We start from the raw sequence: 15,852 nt of genomic DNA, 5'->3' as shown, positions 1-15,852 counted from the left end.
CAGCATGACCGCCCCTTCAATTAATCCCCAGCAGGTCCGTGATTTGAACAGCCAGCAGGTCGAGCACGAAAATGACCAGCGACGAGGCCACCACGGCGGAGTTGGCGGCCTGGCCCACGCCCTCGGTGCCCTTGTTGGCGAAGTAGCCCTTGTAGCAGCCGATGAGGCCGATGGCAAAGCCGAAAAAGAAGGTCTTGAGCACGGCCGGCACCACGTCGCCGAAAGTGAGGGTGCCCAGGATGTTGTTCAGGAACAGGGCCAGCGTGGTCACGCCCTTGGTATTGATGCCGACGTAGGACGCGTAGAGGCCGATGGCATCGGCCAGGATGGTGAGCAGGGGCAGCATGAGCGTGGTGGCCAGCACCCGCGTCACCACCAGGTATTTAAACGGGTTGGTGCCCGACACTTCCATGGCGTCAATCTGCTCCGTGACGCGCATCGAGCCCAGCTCGGCCCCGATGCTGGAGCCGATTTTGCCGGCAAAAATCAGGGCCGTGATAATCGGCCCCATCTCCCGGATAATCGTGAGCCCGACCATCGTCGGAATCCAGGACTCGGCCCCGAACTGGGCCATGGTGGGCTGGCTCTGCAGCGTGAGCACGATGCCCATGATGAAGCCCGTGACGCCCACCATCGGCAAGGACTGGTAGCCCACCGCGTAGCACTGGTAGAGCAGCTCGCGCACCTCGTAGCGCGGCCGGAACCCCTCGCGGAAGAACCGCCCGGCAAACTGGGCAATGGCGCCGGTTTCGGCCAGGAAAGGGCTGTCAAACATGGGCGGTGCGGAGCGTCTTGGTTTCGGCCATTCTGTTCATTTTGCAATTCAGAAAGAGCGGGGACCATCGGGGCCGCCCAGAATTGGTTTAAGTTGTCAGGCACTAGTTGTCAGTTATTAGCCCCTTAATAAATATCTGACTAACAACGGACAACGAGCAACTGACAACTCGTTCACTTCTGAACGACTACTTGAGCGGCGGGGTTACTTTCGGCTGCCAGGCTGGGCACTTATGGCCAAGGGCCTCACCTCCTGCACCAGGGTCAGCAACAGTTTGCCCGGCTCTTCCAGGGGAATCAGATGGGCGGAATTTTCGAACCAGACGCCTTTTTTTAGCGGGGCCTTGAGCTGCTGGAGCCAGGCGGCGGTGGGCGCGGAGGGAGTGGTGTAGTCGTGCCGGCCCATCAGCATGAACACGGGGATGGGAAACGACGTCACCGACTTGAAATCAACCCGCAGAAACTCCGGCAGAATACGGCCCAGCGTGAACAGGCTCCCCGGGTCGATGGCGGCGGCCTCGGCGGGCGTGTAGGCCGGCGAGAGCCGCGGCGCGTTGAAGTAATACGCGAAGGTGGAGCGGTACGCCGCCAAGCCGCCGTAGTGCTGGGGCCATTTCCGGGCAATGATGATGCGCTCCCGGGTAAGGGGCCGGTTGCCGGGATACGGCGCAATCGAGCGCAGCTCCCGCACGGCCGCTTCGTTTTTTTGCGCGGTGGCCTGCTCCAGGCCGTAGGCGAAGCTCAGCCGCTCGTTGTCCTGCGAGCTGATGACCTGCCCCAGGCCGACGTAGGCGTAAAACAAATCGGGCCGCTTGAGGGCGGCTTGCAGGCCGATGACCGTGCCCCAGCTGTGGCCCAGCAGGATGACTTTTTGCTGGTCGTACTTCTTGCGGATGAATTCCGCCAGGTCGATGGCGTCCTGCACGTACTGGGCGATGCGGAGGGTGCGGCCCAGGCCGGTCGTGTCGTTGGCGGCGTAGGTTTTGCCCGCGGCGCGCTGGTCGTAGTGGACTATGGTGAAGTATTCTTCCAGCGGCCGCTGAAACATCCACGCCACCGGGGCCATCGGCGAGGCCGGCCCGCCGTGCACAAACAGGATGATGGGATTTCGCCGGTCCTGGCCCCGCACGAAAACCCACTGCTTCACGCCGCCAATGGGCGTTTCGTAAGTTTCCTGCACCCCGTCGGGGGCAACAATCTTTTCCAGGTCCGCCACGATGCCCCGGGCCCGGGCGTATTCATCCGGGAGGCTGCCCGTCTGCCCCAGGGAAGTCACCGCGCAGAATAGCGCGACGAGACCAATGCTGCCACTGAAAAGCGTTTGTTTCATGAAATACTAGTAAGACGAAAAAACCGGCGTCCCCGGACGAAAGCCCCGGTGAACCGGACTGCCGGGAAAAGTGCCCGCGACGGCCGCCGCCTGGTGGCGGCGCGGGCGCCACCTACGCGGGCATCGGCTCGCCGTCCAGCACTTCCTGCACCGCTGGCGCCGGCTGCTCCCGGCCCAGCGCCTGCTCGGCCAGCACCATGTTGGCCATGCCCTTCAGCAGGCCGTCGGCGGTGAAGGAGATGCTGTCGATGCCCTGCTCGACGAGGAGCTTGGCGAAATCGGGGTAGTCGCTCGGGGCCTGGCCGCAGAGCCCGATGGGCCGTCCGCAGGCTTTGGCGGTCTGGATGACCTGGGCCAGCAGCTGGGTCACGGCCTCGTTGCGCTCGTCGAACAGGTGGCTGATGATGGCCGAGTCGCGGTCGATGCCCAGGGCTAGCTGCGTGAGGTCGTTGGAGCCGATGGAAAAGCCGTCGAACACCTCGGCAAATTCCCGGGCCAGGATGACGTTGCTCGGGATTTCGGCCATGACGTAGATTTCCAGACCTTCCTCGCCCTGCTTCAGGCCAAACTCGTCCATCAGGGCCACCACTTTGCGGCCCTCGGCCACGGTGCGGCAGAAGGGCACCATCACCTTCACGTTGGTCAGGCCCATGTCGAGGCGCACCCGGCGCAGGGCCGCGCACTCCAGCCGGAAGCCCTCGCGGTACTCGGCGCTGTAGTAGCGCGAGGCCCCGCGGAAGCCCAGCATGGGGTTTTCCTCGGCCGGCTCGAACTGCCGGCCGCCCACCAGGTTGGCGTACTCGTTGGTTTTGAAGTCGCTCAAACGCACGATGACTTCGCGGGGATAAAACGCCGCCGCCACGAAGGCAATGGCCTGCGCGAGCTTGTCGACGAAGTACTCGGGCTTGCTGTTGTAGTGCGCCGTGAGCTGCTCGATTTCGGTGCGGGCGTGCTGGTCAGTCAGCTTGTCAAAATCGACCAGGGCCATGGGGTGAATGCGGATGGCGTTGTTGACCACGAATTCCATGCGCATTAGCCCCACGCCCTGGCTGGGGTAGCGGGCCAGCTGCAGGGCGCGGTCGGGGTCGGCGAGGATGAGCAGGGCCTTGGTGCGGGGCCGCGCCACCCGGGTCAGGTCCAGGTCGGTTTCTTCCCAGGCCAGCGCCCCGTCGAACACCAGGCCCGCGTCGCCCTCGGCGCAGGACACGGTGATGACCTGGCCGTCTTTGATTTTCGCGGTGCCGTCCAGGGTGCCCACCACGGCCGACAAGCCCAGCTCGCGGGCCACGATGGCCGCGTGGCTGGTGCGCCCGCCCTTGTTGGTGACGATGACGGCGGCGTTCTTGAGCACCGCGTTCCAGTCGGGGCTGGTGCTGTCCGTGACCAGGATTTCGCCCGGCAGCAGGCGGTGGCCGTCGGCGGGCGAGTCGATGATGCGGGCCACGCCCGACACCACCTGGCTGCCCACGGCCTTGCCGGTGGCCAGCACCGGGCCGTCCTGGGTGCGGTGGTACTCGTGCAGGCGCAGGGCCGGGCCGCCGTGGTGAATGGTTTCGGGCCGCGCCTGCACGATGTAGAGTTGGTCGTTGACGCCGTCTTTGGCCCACTCGATGTCCATCGGCATCCGGTAGTGCTCCTCAATTTGCAGGCACCAGCGGCCCAGTTGCTCGGCCTCGGCCTCGGTGAGCACGAACAGGCCCCGCTGCTCCAGCGGCGTGTCGTGGTTGACGATGCCGGCCGTGGCGCCGTCGGGGCCGGTGGCGTAGCGCATGGTTTTGGCCTTGTCGCCCAGCTTTTTGGTCACCAAGGCGCGGTGGCCGTTGCGCAGGGCGGGCTTGAACAGGTAGTACTCGTCGGGGTTCACGGCGCCCTGCACCACGTTTTCGCCCAGGCCCCAGCTGCCGGTGAGGTAAATCAGGTTGTCGTGCCCGGTTTCCGGCTCGATGGTGAACGCCACGCCGGCCGACGCCAAATCCGAGCGCACCATCGTCTGCACGCCCACCGACAGGGCCACGCCCATGTGGTCGAACTGGTTGAGGACGCGGTACTTGATGGCCCGGTCATTGAATAAGGACACGAAGCACTTCTGGCAGGCCTCCACCACCGCGTGCGCGCCCCGCACGTTCAGAAACGAGTCGTGCTGGCCGGCAAAGCTGGCCGTGGGCAGGTCTTCGGCCGTGGCGCTGCTGCGCACCGCTACCTGAATGTCCTCGGGGTATTCGGCGCACAGGGTTTGGTACGCGTCCGTGATGGCGGCGCCCACGGCGGCGGGCATCACGCCGCCGTGCACCAGCGACCGGGCCCGGGCGCCCACCTCCGGCAGGTTGGTAAATTCTTTGGTGTCGAGGCTGGCCAGCAGCTCGGTCAGCGGCGCGCGCAGGCCGTTTTCGTCCAGAAACAGCCCGTAGGCCGCGGCCGTGGTGGCGTAGCCGTCCGGCACGCTGATGCCCTTTTCCTTGAGCTTGTTGAACATCTCCCCCAGGGAGGCGTTCTTACCGCCCACCAGGGCCACGTGGTCGTTGGTCAGTTCCCGAAAAAACAGGGTGAATGCGTCTTGTGCCATGATGCTGGGGGAGTGGAATGAGGAGGAGTGGAATGATGAGGAAAAATGCGTCGGGTGGGATAGTTTGAGTAGTTTCCAGTTGAAAAGAGTTAAAAGGTGAGAGTTAAAATTCTATCAGTCTGAATTTTAACTTTTAACTCTCACCTTTTAACTTCTGTGTACAGAACGCGAAACCGCTTTATTTAGCCCGGCTAATGACCGGGTGGCAGCCGCCAGCAGCTCGGTGCAAAGAACTGGCTTCCAGCCAGCCGCGGGCATGACGAAGGTTAGCGCCGGCCATGATTTTTGTCATGGGCACGGCCGGGGCCGGGGCGTAGTCTTGCACTGCATTTCCGGCCATTACTTCCACCCCCTCCCCGTATGGACGTAAGTCTGCAATTCCTCGGTGCCGCCCACTGCGTCACGGGCTCCAAGTACCTGCTCACGCTCAATGGCAGCTCTGACACCCAACACCAAATCATGGTGGACTGCGGCCTGTTTCAGGGGCTGAAGGAGCTGCGCCTGCGCAACCGCGAGCCGCTGCCGCTCACGCCGGCCGACGTGGGCCTCGTCGTCCTCACCCACGCCCACATCGACCACACCGGCTACCTGCCCAAGCTGGTGCGCGACGGCTTCCGCGGCCGCATCTTTTGCACCGAGCCCACCGCCGACCTGCTCAGCATCATGCTGCTCGACTCAGCCAAGCTGCAGGAGGAGGAAGCTGCCTTCGCCAACAAGAAAGGCTACTCCAAGCACCATCCGGCCGAGGCCCTCTACACGAAAGAGGACGTGGAGCGGATGCTGCCCCTGGTGGAAAGCGTGGCCTACGACGCCCCGCTCGTGCTGCTCGATGGCGCGCTCACCCTCACCTTCCGCGAGGCGGGGCACATCCTGGGTTCGGCCAGCGTGGAGCTGGCGGTGCAGGGCGCGAGCCAGCGCAAGCAGCTGGTGTTTTCCGGCGACCTGGGCCGCTACGGCAACCCGGTGATGCACGACCCGGCCCCGGTCACGGAGGCCGACGTGCTGCTGGTCGAGTCCACCTACGGCGACCGGAACGTGCGCGTGGACGACCCCGAGGCCGAAGTGGCCCGCGTGGTGAACGAGGCCCTGGACCGGGGCGGCGTGCTGCTCATCGCCGCCTTCGCGGTGGGCCGCACCCAGACCCTGCTCTACTACCTCAAAAAGCTCATCAAAGAAGGCCGCGTGCCCCAGGTACCGGTGTACGTGGACAGCCCCATGGGCATCCGCGTATCGGACCTCTACCCGCGCCACCCCACCGCCCACCGCCTCGGGCACGGCAACGTGTTCGACTTCCCCGGCGTGCGCTTCGTGACCGAATCCCGCGAGTCCAAGGGCCTGAACCAGCTCGGCGGGCGGGCCATCATCATCTCGTCCAGCGGCATGTGCACCGGCGGGCGCATCGTGCACCACCTCTTCCACCGCCTGCCCCGGCCCGCCGACACGCTGCTGCTCATCGGCTACCAGGCCGAGGGCACCCGCGGCCGCCGCCTGCAGGAGGGCGAAACCGAAATCAAAATGTTCGGGGAGCAGGTGCCCGTGCGCTGCCACGTCGAGCACCTCGGGGGCCTCTCCGCCCACGCCGACCGCTCGGAGCTGCTGCGCTGGCTGAGCAATTTCGCGCAACCGCCCAAGCACACGTTTATCGTGCACGGCGAGCCCACGGCGGCCGAAGTTTTGGCCCACACGCTGCGCCAGGACCAGCGCTGGCCCAACGTGGAGGTGCCCGACTATTTGGATAAGGTGGTGCTGTTCGAAGGCATTTGAGTCCTGGTCAACTCCTGCCTCGAAGCCAGCGGGGAGCCCCGACGCTCAACGGCCTATTTTCTCATGAAATCCATAAAGTTCTTTCTGCTGGTTTTCATCCTTTCCATTCCGTTTTGGATACTCGGTGCGGCGGCCCCGGAATTAACCAGGAGCCTCCCGGTAAAACTTCCGATAAGTGCCCTCATGGCCATTTGCCCGGCCCTGGCGGCCCTGCTTTTGGTCAATAAAGAAAGCGGGCCGCGCGGAGTGAAGGAATTAGTAAGAGGCGTTTTTGACCATGAAAAAATCAAGGACAAAAAATGGTACCTGCTAATTATTTTTTTGATGCCTGCGATAACCCTGCTGTCTTACTGGGCCATGCAACTGGCGAGGATGCCGTTGCCCGCAACCCGGACGCCGCTAGTTGCCGCGCTGCTTTTTTTCTTCGTGTTTTTCATCGGGGCAATCGGCGAAGAAATCGGGTGGACGGGGTACGTGCTTGACCCGCTGCAACACCGCTGGGGCGCGTTGAAAGCGAGCATTATCCTGGGAATAATCTGGGCAATCTGGCATATTATTCCTTACACGCAAATTCCTCAACCTGCAACGTGGATAGTCTGGCAATGCGTCAGCACGGTTTTGCTGCGAATTGTCATGGTCTGGATTTACAACAGCGCTGGCAAAAGCGTATTCGCGGCGGTTCTTTTTCACGCCATGATTGACACCAGTACCTTCCTGTATCCTCGCTACGGCTCGCACTACAACCCGCTGGTTGGGGCAACTTTTCTCCTGCTGACGGTCGGAATCGTGGGCCTCTTTTGGAAACGGTTCAGGCCTCAGCCGGGCCCGTATGAGCCGCTGCCCGCCCGGGGTTGCGAAACGACTACGTAGCTCGTCCGCCGTGGCACTTGCCCGCATTCTCTCGGGCAACTACCTGATTCTGCGCGGGGCGCAGGCCGACATCGTGCTGGCCCATTTCCGGCGGGGTTCGCTCCGGGTGCGGGCCGGGGCCCGCGTCGTGGCCGGGCAGCTGTTGGCGCAGGCAGGCAACTGCCCGGCCACCGACGAGCCCCACCTCCATGTGCACGCCCAACGCCCCGGCCCGCCCGGCTTGCCCCTGGGTGGGGCCCCGCTGCCCATGCGCTTTCGGGGGCGCTTTCTGGTGCGCAACGACCTGGTGCGTGCTCCCCGGCACCCCTTCGACGTGCTGGGCTCCAAGTTGGCGGCGGGGTCGCCATCCGCTGCCGGGCCTTCTCCTTTCCAATCCGTAGCCAACCCTCTCCCATGAGCCTGCCTGCCACTTACACCCGCCGCGATTTCCTTCAAACCGGCGGCGTGGCCGCCGCCACGCTGGCCCTCTCCCCCGTGCTGGCCGGCTGCGGCTCCGGCGACTACGAGGCCGCCGCCAACGCCGCCCGGCAACCCATCGGCAAGGCCGGCAACGAGCTGCGCGAGCTGGTGCGCCTGGCCACGCTCGCACCCTCGGGCCACAACACCCAGCCCTGGAAGTTCCGCCTGAGCGCCGGGACCATCCAGCTTTTCCCCGACCTGACGCGCCGCGTCCCGGTGGTGGACCCCGCCGACCGGGAGCTGTGGATGAGCCTGGGCGGCGCCCTGGAAAACCTGCTGGTGGCCGCCGCGCACCTCGGCTACCGGACCGAAACGACGTACCACCTGGCGGGCACGCCGGACGACCACATTGCCGTGGCGCTGCAAAAAACCGGCCCGGTCCCCGCCGGCCGCTCGGCGCTGTTCGAGGCCATTCCGCTGCGCCAAAGTACCCGCAGCGTCTACGACGGCAGGCCCGTGCCGGGCGGCGAGCTGCGGCAGCTGACAGCCGCCGGCACCGGGGCCGGCGTCACGCCCGTGCTCTACACCGGGGCGGCGATGGTGCCGCTGCTCGAATACGTCGTGGCCGGCAACGAGCGGCAGCTGACCGATGACGCCTTCAAAAGTGAGCTGGTCAGCTGGATACGCTTTAACGACGGCGAAGCCCTGGCCTCGTGCGACGGCCTGCTGAGCCGCGGCAGCGGTAATCCGTCGCTGCCGCGCTGGGTGGCCAACCTCTTCATCGGCCGGGCCCTGCGGCCGGCGGCCCAGAGCGAGAAGGACGCGGCGCATATCCGCAGCTCGGCGGGCCTGCTGCTGTTCGCCTCCGCCACCGACGACCGGCCGGCCTGGCTCGAAGCCGGCCGCGCCGCCGAGCGTTTCGCCCTGCTGGCCACGACCCTGAACCTGAAATGCGCCTACCTCAACCAGCCCTGCGAAGTGCCGGCGGTGCGGGCCCAGGTGCAGGCGCAGCTGGGCCTGAACGGCGCGTTTCCGCAACTGCTGCTGCGCTTCGGCCACGGCCCGGCCTTGCCGCGCTCGCTGCGCCGGCCGGTGAATGAGGTACTGATAACAACTGCCTCATGAGCACCAAGGCGACCCGAAACCTATTGGTGGCGCTACTCGGTTTTCTGGGGGTGGGCGCCCTGGGGGGTGGCGGAATGTTGACGGTGTCGCCCTCAGGCAAGCTCATAGGTATGCCGCTTTCGATGCTGACCCACTCGCCGTTTGCGGATTTTCTGGTGCCCGGCCTCCTCCTGTTCACCGTGCTGGGCGTGGTACCCTGCCTGCTGGTGGTGGCATTGCTGAAAAAGCCTGAAAGCACCTTCGCAGACCGCCTTAACGTTTTCCAGGACATGCATTGGGCCTGGACGGGCAGCATCTACGTGGCCTTTGCGCTCGTGGGCTGGCTGCAACTGCAAATGACGTTTCTCAACGCCGTGAGCTGGCTGCACACCGGGTATATGCTGCTGGCCTTGGTCATCTTGTTTGTCGCGCTATTGCCAAAAAACAGAGCATTGTACCAAAAATCAGGAGTTGCGAATCAGTGAACAAGCTGCCGGCAGCCAGGTATCGGCAGGAGTGCCCTTTGATAATTAAGGCTAGCGAGCGTTCACTTGCAGCGCGATTTTTTCGCCCCACGCGTAAGCTGCCGAGACGGCGACAGCGACGTTGGATTCCTTCGCGCGCGCTTCGTCGTTGGGTTTCATCAGCCACAAGGAACGCGAACCCAGCAAGGTGGCTTTTTGGGCGAGAATGAGCTTTTCCAGCGCTTTTTGGGCGCTTCCTGTCCCACCGCTGCCAACGGTAATGGCCACCACCGGTTTACCGTTCAGCTTCACGTGTTGCTCAATGAAATTACGCACCGACCAGTCGGGAGCCCAATTATAAGTATTGGCGCAAAACACGTACAAATCGGCGGACTGTTCGGGTGACTCCCGGGCCGCTCGGACCGTGGCAACGGTTACCCGCATTCCGTTGTCGGCGAGGGCCTGGCCAAACGAGCGGCAAACCTGCTCGTCCAGATTGTAAAAAGGGTCGGCGTCATAAACAATCAGGGCCCGCTTTTTGGCGGCCTGATTGCCTAGCTTCCAGCTTCGTTTCGGCCCGGCGCTTTCGGCCCACAGCGTCAGGGCGGCCCAGCCGGCTCCCATTGCCAGCGCGGCAATGCCCGTCATTTTGAGTAGCTTTCTCATAAGCACGGCAATTAATAATAACCTGATTGATTGCTGGTTGGCTGCCTTGCGAGGTGCCCTGAGAGGGGTTTTACATCTCGCATTGGTGCCGTCATTGAATGGCCACGACCCGGCATGACAGCGGGCAACGCAGGCGGCCCAAACCGCAACTGCCGCGGCCACCCATCACCGCCTCAAAGCTCGGAGTTGGGGGCGGCCCCGGCCATGACCGAAAAGGCGGAGGTAAATGATGCTCGTCATGGTCGGAGCCAGACCCGGCCCGGAAGTTTGCCCGGTACTCGGCGGCCCACGTACTGGCGGCTACGGGGCCGGAACCGACTTTTACGGAGGCCCGCTACCGGACAATGCGCCCGTCTTCCATCTCGATGATGCGGTGGGTTTTGGCGGCAAACTCGTTGTCGTGCGTCACGATGAGCAGGGCCTGGTGGTAGGTTTCGGCCAGTTCCTTGAAAACGTCGAACACGACCTCGCCGTTTTTCTGGTCGAGGTTGCCCGTGGGCTCGTCGCCCAGGATGATGAGCGGGTCGTTAATCAGGGCCCTCGCAATGGCGACGCGCTGCTTCTGGCCGCCCGAAAGCTGGTTGGGCTTCTTGAGCGCCTCGCTTTCGATGCCCAGGATGCGCAGCTTTTCGTAGGCCCGGTGCTCGATTTCCGGGCGCGCGAGCTTGCCCAGCTTTTCGGCGGGCAGCATCACGTTGCGCAGCACCGAAAACTCGTTCAGCAGGTAGTGAAACTGGAACACAAAGCCGATTTGCTCGTTGCGCACCCGCGCCAGCTCGGCCTCGTTTGTGGCCCGCATGGGCACGCCGTCAATCAGCAGCTCGCCGGCGTAGGCCGTGTCCATGGTGGAGAGGATGTAGAGCAGCGTGGATTTGCCGCAGCCCGACTTGCCCACCACGGCCGCAAACTCGCCGCGGGCCAGCGCAACCGATACGTCGTGCAGCACCTGCACCCGCACGGGGTCGTCGAAATACTTGATAATCTGGCGGGCTTCGAGCGCGGGCGTCTCCATCTTACTTGCCCCGGATGATGACGACCGGGTCGACCCGGCTGGCCTTGCGGGCCGGAAAATACCCCGCCAGATACGTAGTAACCAGCGAGAATACCGCCCCGATGCCGTAGTAAACCGGGTCGAAGCTGACCGGGTAGAACTGTACGGAGGGCAGCGAGGCCGGGTGAAACGGCACGTGGGAAATCAGGACCGACAGTCCGAACCCGCACAGCAGCCCCGCCGCGCCGCCCGACAGCCCGATGGCCAGCGCCACCGCCACAAACAGCCGCCGCACATCGGCCCCCGCAAACCCGACGGCCTTGAGGATGGCAATGGTGTCCATCTTCTCGTAAATCATCATGTTCAGGATGTTATAAATGCCGAAGCCCGCCACAATCAGCAGCGTGATGCCCACCGCGTACGAAATGAGCGTGCGGATGGAAGTGCCGGTTTCGAACTCCGAATTGGCGGTTTGAATGTCCACGGCCTGCAACTCGTACAGCTGCGCGTATTCCCTGGCCAGGGGCGGGGCCAGGGTGAAATCATGAAGCTTCACCTGGAGGTCGGTGACGTAGTTGTTGGCTTCGCCGAGCAGCTTTTGGGCGGTGGTGAGGGAGGTGTAGCTCTGCACTTTGTCCAGCTCCAGGATGCCCGACTGGAACAGGCCGACCACCTTGAGCTGCACGTGGCTGCCCTTCACGGTGGTGATTTGCACCACGTCGCCCACGCCCACCAGCATGAGGGCGGCGGCGGCTTTGCCGAGGATGATGCTGTTGGCCACGGTTTTGAGGCTGAGCGGGTTGCCGGCCACCACGTAGCTGCCAAAGTCAAAGAGCCGGGCTTCCTGCTCCACCTCGATGCCGCTTATGGTGCCGGTGAGGTTGATGGTGCCCACGTTATAAAACACCTGGGCCTGGGTTTTGGGGGCCACGCCGCGCACGCGCGGGTCGCGGCGCAGGGCCGCGACGATGGCCCCGGCGTTGTGAATGCGCGGCAGCTCGTCGCGGGGCTTGACGGAGCGGATGAAATTGTGCCGCCGCCGCCCGAGGCCGGCGTACCGGTCGATGGGCTGCTGCGGGGCCGGCTGCACCTCGTTGTAGAGGCGCACGTGGGGCGTGCGGTTCAGCACCAGCCCATCGAGCAGTTGGTTGAGGCCCGCCATGAAGCCGAGCAGCGCGATGAACATGGTGATGCTGAACGTGACCCCGGCGGCCGCCACCAGCGACTGCCGCCCGCGGGCCAGCAGCAGCGCCAGGGCCACGTCGTAGAGCAGGGGCAGTTTCATTTGGCGGGGGCCGTGAGTTCGTCGGCGGGCGTGAGGCCCGTCAGGATTTCCACCATCTGGTAGTCGCGCAGGCCGGTTTTCACCCGCGCCAGTTGCCCGTTGGCCCTGCGCACCGTGGAGTCGTCGACCAGCAGGCGGCGCGGAATCAGCAGGGCTTTGGGCTTGGTTTGCAGCACGATGTTGGCCTCGAAGCTCACGAACGGGTAGAGCACCGGCGGCTGGCGCACGAAGGCCGCATCCACCTGAAACGTCCGGCTGCCGGTGTTCATCATCGGCGAAATGGCGCTGACCCGCGCCGTAAACACCTGGCCTTTGTAGCTGTCCAGGGTCACTAGAACCAGTTGGCCGGGGCGAATTTTCACGATGTCGGACTCGTCCACCTGCATTTCGAGCACGAAGTGGTGGGCGTCGCCCAGCAGGGCCAGCGGCGTTTGGGGGGTCACGGCCTCGCCCTTTTCGCGGTAGAGCTGGTACACGAGTCCGTTGATTTTGCTGCGCAGCACGAAGTCGCTGGCTTGCCGCTGGGCAATCTGGAGGTTTTTGCGCGATTGCGCGGCGGCGAATTCGAGCTGTTGCCGAAGCGTTTGGTAGCTGAGCACGGCCGACTCATAAGCCGTTTTGGAGCTGGCGTAGGCCAGCTCCTTTTGCTCAAGCGCCAGCTTCGTGCCAATGGTCTGGTGCCAGAGCTGCCGCTGTCGGGTGCGCTGCCAAAGGTCATTCTGCATACTGTGGCGTTGCAGGGCAATGCGCTGGCGGGCATCCGCCAGCTGGCTTTGGTTGGCGGCCAGGGCGGCGTAGCGGGCGGCCAGGGCGGCATTTTCCTGGGTAAGCTGCTGTACGTCGCTGGCGATGGACAGCATCGGCGTACCCACCCGCACCGAGTCGCCCTCGCGCACCAACACCGCCTGAATAATGCCGCCGCCGCTGGCAAACGCCTGGTACTGCCGCCCACTCCTGACGGTGCCCGCCGCGTACACCGACTCCGAAATGGCCGACCAGCCCGGCTTCACCCGCTCAGTCTTATCCTGGCAGCCCGCCAGCAAAACCAGGGTTAGCAGCAGTCGCCAGCGCCTGGGCAGCCCGGCGGGCAGATAAGGCATCGGGTATCGATTGACGTTCATGGGCAGGCACGCGGCTATCGGCAGCCCTGTTTTCGTGATGGGGAACGGCATGACGAACAGGCCCTGGAAGCGGGTTGAGCTAGTCGGAAATTATGCTGAACGGCTATGCTCAGCCAAGTGGACGCAAGAGGAAGCACGACCGCCTGATTGGATAGGCTCTGAGTGAATGCTGCTAAGCAGTAGTGGATTCAAGTAGAAAAAACAGGTTTCTGCGGGCGAAAGCGTGGCTGCCGCGGGCCAGTCATCAGCGCCACAAAGCTCGAAACGGGGTTCGGGCCAGGCCATGACAAAAAAGGGGAGTGTAGATGATGTTCGTCATGATTGATATCAGACCCGGCCCGGAATTTTGTGGCAACCCGCACCCCCGCACCCCCGAAGCACCGAAGCAGTGATTTTACGGGTGGTAGCCAGGGTAGTCGCGGGTGGCGGGGTTTGCTGGGGTAGTCGCGCGGGTCACTCATCTTTTTCACGCCTTCTATTCATCTGATTATGAAAAAAACCACCCCCTGGCTGCTGGCCGCTGCCACCCTTATCGCCCCGATTTTGGGCCTATTGGTGGCGCGGACCGTGGCCGCCCGCCGCCTGCGCCGCGACGTGCAGCGGCTGTTTGCCGCCGCCGCCGGTGCCCCGGTCCAGACCTACCACGAAACGCAACTGGCAGGCCTGCCCGCACCGGTGCAGCGCTACTTTCGCCACGTGCTGCGCGACGGCCAGCCCTACCTGCGCGGCCTGCGCCTGCGCCACGGTGGGCAGTTCAAAACCGACCTCAAAAAGGACTGGATGGCCATTGAGGGCGAGCAGTACATTACGGCCGACCCGCCGGGCTTCATCTGGCAAGGCACCACGCGCCAGTTCGTGGCCCGCGACGAGTTCGTGGCCGGCCGTGGCCGGCTCGACGTGCGCCTGCTCGGGGCCGTGCCCATTGCCGGCGGCACCGGGCCGGCCTACGACCAGGGCGAGCTGCTGCGCTGGCTGGTCGAAAGCACCTGGCTGCCCACCGCGCTGCTGCCCGGCCATCACCTCGCCTGGACGGCCATCAACGACCATTCGGCCCGGCTCACCCTTACGCACCGGGGCCGCTCGGTTTCGTGCCTCGCCCGTTTCAACGAACGGGGGGAGATGGCCGAATGCGAAGCCCCGCGCCAAATGGACGCGGCCACGCAATGGCCGTGGCTGGCCCGTTTCGAGCAGTACCGCCGCTGGCACGGCGTGCTCATCCCGACCGTAGGCGAGGCGAGTTGGGTAGTGAACGGGCAACGCCAGTCCTACGCTCGCTTCGTGGTGCGGGAGCTGGATTACGAGCCGCTGCGGCCGTTTTAGGGCGGCGCAGTCTGTTTGCATCATCCGCTGCGTAGCGGCTTGAAACACCTGGCGGGGCTTCTGTTGCAGCAACTCAACTTGCTTAAGTAGTCGTGCAAAAGTAACCGTCTGGTGCTGATGCCGTGGTTTTGGCACGTGTTGTTACCCCCCACTGCGCTTACTGCCACCGAGATTGTGACGCTGGAAGCGCGTGGTTTGCACGGGCCGCACCCGCGCCAGCGGCGGCGCGCCTTGGCTGTTTTGGGCCACCACCGGGGCCAGCCACTGCCCCCATTGGCGGCCTTGTTCGCCGCGCGCTACGCCACGGTTCACGACTGGCTTGGGGGCTTGGCAGCAACACGGCGCGGCCGGCCTGGCCGAAGGCCGCCGCGCCGGCCGGCCGCCGAAGCTGGCCGGGGGCGCCCAAAAAAAGTAACGGCCTGGCTGGGGCCAGCCACGCAGCAGTTGCGCACGTTGCTGCCGCGCATCGGGCAGGAACCGGGCGTGCTGCTCAGCCTCAGCAGCTTGCGGCGCCTGGCCCGCCGCCTGGGCTACGCTTGGAAGCGGCTGCGCCGCAGCCTCAAAGAGCGGCGCGACCCGGTGTTGTTCGGGTTTTTTCAGCAGAAATTAGCGGCTTTGCACCGCCGCGAACAAGCGGGGGACGTGGCCCCGGCCTACGTGGACGAGTGCCGGGTTGCGCGCCAGGCGCCCGTGCCCGATGCCTGACAAGTACGCGGGCACCCGGCCGTCGGGCTGCCTGCTGGGCGCGGGGCCGGCGGCTGTTCCGTGCCCGGTTGCTGGCAGCCCGGGGCCGACGACCCGGCCCGGGTCTTTACCGGCTTGCTGAGCGAAACGGCCTGGACCGCCGAACTTTTCGTTGAAGCGGTGGACGAGTTCGTTGGCTCCTGCGACCGGCCCGCGGTGCTCGTGCTCGACAACGCCTCCATTCACTAGGCCACGTGCGCGCGGCAGCGCCAGCGTGCTTGGCGCACGGCCGGCTTACAACTCCAGTTCCTGCCCGCCTACTCCCCCGAACGCAACCGCATCGAAATCCTCTGGCGCTTCCTCAAACATTACCGGCTTACCCCGCCCGATTACGGCACCCTTGATACGTTGCACCAACGGCTCCAATTTATTCTCGAACGGGTTGGAAACGACTATACGGTTACTTTTGCCTGAGTACTTATAAGCAAATTTCTTTAGCGCCTGGGGGCCTCGTTGA

The 15,852-nt window shown here is 64.4% G+C and carries 15 protein-coding genes and 1 pseudogene; 9 read left to right on the top strand and 7 right to left on the bottom strand.

What is annotated here, in order from left to right:
- Window positions 1–16: 16 nt before the first annotated feature.
- From RMO51_RS09805 to ppsA, 3 genes are all read right to left on the bottom strand, one after another.
- Window positions 17–775 (bottom strand): ABC transporter permease, encoded by a 759-nt coding sequence (locus tag RMO51_RS09805; protein ID WP_310394227.1) that lies wholly within the window; start codon window positions 773–775, stop codon window positions 17–19.
- Window positions 776–979: 204 nt separating this feature from the next.
- On the bottom strand, window positions 980–2,104 hold the full coding sequence (locus RMO51_RS09800; protein WP_310394225.1) for an alpha/beta hydrolase: 1,125 nt from the start codon (window positions 2,102–2,104) through the stop codon (window positions 980–982).
- Between the two features lie 112 nt (window positions 2,105–2,216).
- Window positions 2,217–4,667 carry a phosphoenolpyruvate synthase gene (ppsA, locus tag RMO51_RS09795; RefSeq protein WP_310394223.1) on the bottom strand — a complete coding sequence of 817 codons (2,451 nt, stop codon included), beginning with the start codon at window positions 4,665–4,667 and terminating at the stop codon, window positions 2,217–2,219.
- Between the two features lie 360 nt (window positions 4,668–5,027).
- On the opposite strand from ppsA, the gene RMO51_RS09790 reads away from it, so the two are divergent.
- The 5 genes from RMO51_RS09790 (at window position 5,028) to RMO51_RS09770 (ending at window position 9,289) form a co-directional block, all read left to right on the top strand.
- On the top strand, window positions 5,028–6,431 hold the full coding sequence (locus tag RMO51_RS09790; protein WP_310394221.1) for an MBL fold metallo-hydrolase: 1,404 nt from the start codon (window positions 5,028–5,030) through the stop codon (window positions 6,429–6,431).
- Window positions 6,432–6,494: 63 nt separating this feature from the next.
- The gene (locus tag RMO51_RS09785; RefSeq protein ID WP_310394219.1) at window positions 6,495–7,301 is read left to right on the top strand and encodes a type II CAAX endopeptidase family protein; all 807 of its coding nucleotides are present in this window, start codon (window positions 6,495–6,497) and stop codon (window positions 7,299–7,301) included.
- 10 nt (window positions 7,302–7,311) lie between these two features.
- Entirely contained in the window at window positions 7,312–7,698 is a 387-nt protein-coding gene (locus tag RMO51_RS09780) for a hypothetical protein (protein WP_310394218.1), read from the top strand.
- Complete coding sequence (locus tag RMO51_RS09775) at window positions 7,695–8,825, top strand: Acg family FMN-binding oxidoreductase (RefSeq protein ID WP_310394216.1); 1,131 nt, start codon at window positions 7,695–7,697, stop codon at window positions 8,823–8,825. Before RMO51_RS09780 ends, RMO51_RS09775 begins: the two co-directional genes overlap by 4 nt.
- A complete protein-coding gene (locus RMO51_RS09770; RefSeq protein ID WP_310394214.1) occupies window positions 8,822–9,289 on the top strand; it encodes a hypothetical protein in 468 nt (155 codons plus the stop codon). Before RMO51_RS09775 ends, RMO51_RS09770 begins: the two co-directional genes overlap by 4 nt.
- Before the next feature lie 51 nt (window positions 9,290–9,340).
- Here the strand turns inward: RMO51_RS09770 and RMO51_RS09765 are convergent, their stop codons facing one another.
- From RMO51_RS09765 to RMO51_RS09750, 4 genes are all read right to left on the bottom strand, one after another.
- A complete protein-coding gene (locus tag RMO51_RS09765; RefSeq protein ID WP_310394212.1) occupies window positions 9,341–9,916 on the bottom strand; it encodes a hypothetical protein in 576 nt (191 codons plus the stop codon).
- 352 nt (window positions 9,917–10,268) lie between these two features.
- Window positions 10,269–10,946, bottom strand: coding sequence for an ABC transporter ATP-binding protein (locus RMO51_RS09760; RefSeq protein ID WP_310394210.1), 678 nt, complete (start codon window positions 10,944–10,946; stop codon window positions 10,269–10,271).
- Window position 10,947: 1 nt separating this feature from the next.
- Complete coding sequence (locus tag RMO51_RS09755) at window positions 10,948–12,210, bottom strand: FtsX-like permease family protein (RefSeq protein WP_310394208.1); 1,263 nt, start codon at window positions 12,208–12,210, stop codon at window positions 10,948–10,950.
- Window positions 12,207–13,331, bottom strand: coding sequence for an efflux RND transporter periplasmic adaptor subunit (locus RMO51_RS09750; RefSeq protein ID WP_310394207.1), 1,125 nt, complete (start codon window positions 13,329–13,331; stop codon window positions 12,207–12,209). The genes RMO51_RS09755 and RMO51_RS09750 overlap by 4 nt, the downstream gene beginning before the upstream one ends.
- Window positions 13,332–13,820: 489 nt before the next feature.
- Here RMO51_RS09750 and RMO51_RS09745 point away from each other — a divergent pair, with 489 nt between their 5' ends.
- The 4 genes and pseudogenes from RMO51_RS09745 to RMO51_RS22590 all read left to right on the top strand — a co-directional run.
- A complete protein-coding gene (locus RMO51_RS09745) occupies window positions 13,821–14,651 on the top strand; it encodes a DUF6544 family protein (protein ID WP_310394205.1) in 831 nt (276 codons plus the stop codon).
- Between the two features lie 444 nt (window positions 14,652–15,095).
- Window positions 15,096–15,356, top strand: coding sequence for a hypothetical protein (locus RMO51_RS09740; RefSeq protein WP_310394204.1), 261 nt, complete (start codon window positions 15,096–15,098; stop codon window positions 15,354–15,356).
- A 60-nt stretch (window positions 15,357–15,416) separates the two neighbouring features.
- Window positions 15,417–15,584 carry a hypothetical protein gene (locus tag RMO51_RS09735; RefSeq protein ID WP_310394202.1) on the top strand — a complete coding sequence of 56 codons (168 nt, stop codon included), beginning with the start codon at window positions 15,417–15,419 and terminating at the stop codon, window positions 15,582–15,584.
- 45 nt (window positions 15,585–15,629) lie between these two features.
- A pseudogene (locus tag RMO51_RS22590) lies at window positions 15,630–15,809 on the top strand (transposase); the annotation flags it as partial.
- Window positions 15,810–15,852 lie beyond the last annotated feature (43 nt).

This window comes from Hymenobacter sp., assembly GCF_031398885.1.
Taxonomy (GTDB): domain Bacteria; phylum Bacteroidota; class Bacteroidia; order Cytophagales; family Hymenobacteraceae; genus Hymenobacter.
The sequence above is the reverse complement of the archived record's forward strand: the minus strand, read 5'-3'. Positions and strand labels throughout refer to the sequence as shown.

What these genes read in the sequence shown, in the direction of transcription:
- RMO51_RS09745 (WP_310394205.1), top strand. Translation starts at nt 13,821, where the DNA reads ATGAAAAAAACCACCCCCTGGCTGCTGGCCGCTGCCACCCTTATCGCC.
- RMO51_RS09775 (WP_310394216.1), top strand. Translation starts at nt 7,695, where the DNA reads ATGAGCCTGCCTGCCACTTACACCCGCCGCGATTTCCTTCAAACCGGC.
- RMO51_RS09760 (WP_310394210.1), bottom strand. Translation starts at nt 10,946, where the DNA reads ATGGAGACGCCCGCGCTCGAAGCCCGCCAGATTATCAAGTATTTCGAC.
- RMO51_RS09785 (WP_310394219.1), top strand. Translation starts at nt 6,495, where the DNA reads ATGAAATCCATAAAGTTCTTTCTGCTGGTTTTCATCCTTTCCATTCCG.
- RMO51_RS09790 (WP_310394221.1), top strand. Translation starts at nt 5,028, where the DNA reads ATGGACGTAAGTCTGCAATTCCTCGGTGCCGCCCACTGCGTCACGGGC.
- RMO51_RS09750 (WP_310394207.1), bottom strand. Translation starts at nt 13,331, where the DNA reads ATGAACGTCAATCGATACCCGATGCCTTATCTGCCCGCCGGGCTGCCC.
- ppsA (WP_310394223.1), bottom strand. Translation starts at nt 4,667, where the DNA reads ATGGCACAAGACGCATTCACCCTGTTTTTTCGGGAACTGACCAACGAC.
- RMO51_RS09770 (WP_310394214.1), top strand. Translation starts at nt 8,822, where the DNA reads ATGAGCACCAAGGCGACCCGAAACCTATTGGTGGCGCTACTCGGTTTT.
- RMO51_RS09755 (WP_310394208.1), bottom strand. Translation starts at nt 12,210, where the DNA reads ATGAAACTGCCCCTGCTCTACGACGTGGCCCTGGCGCTGCTGCTGGCC.
- RMO51_RS09805 (WP_310394227.1), bottom strand. Translation starts at nt 775, where the DNA reads ATGTTTGACAGCCCTTTCCTGGCCGAAACCGGCGCCATTGCCCAGTTT.
- RMO51_RS09800 (WP_310394225.1), bottom strand. Translation starts at nt 2,104, where the DNA reads ATGAAACAAACGCTTTTCAGTGGCAGCATTGGTCTCGTCGCGCTATTC.
- RMO51_RS09765 (WP_310394212.1), bottom strand. Translation starts at nt 9,916, where the DNA reads ATGACGGGCATTGCCGCGCTGGCAATGGGAGCCGGCTGGGCCGCCCTG.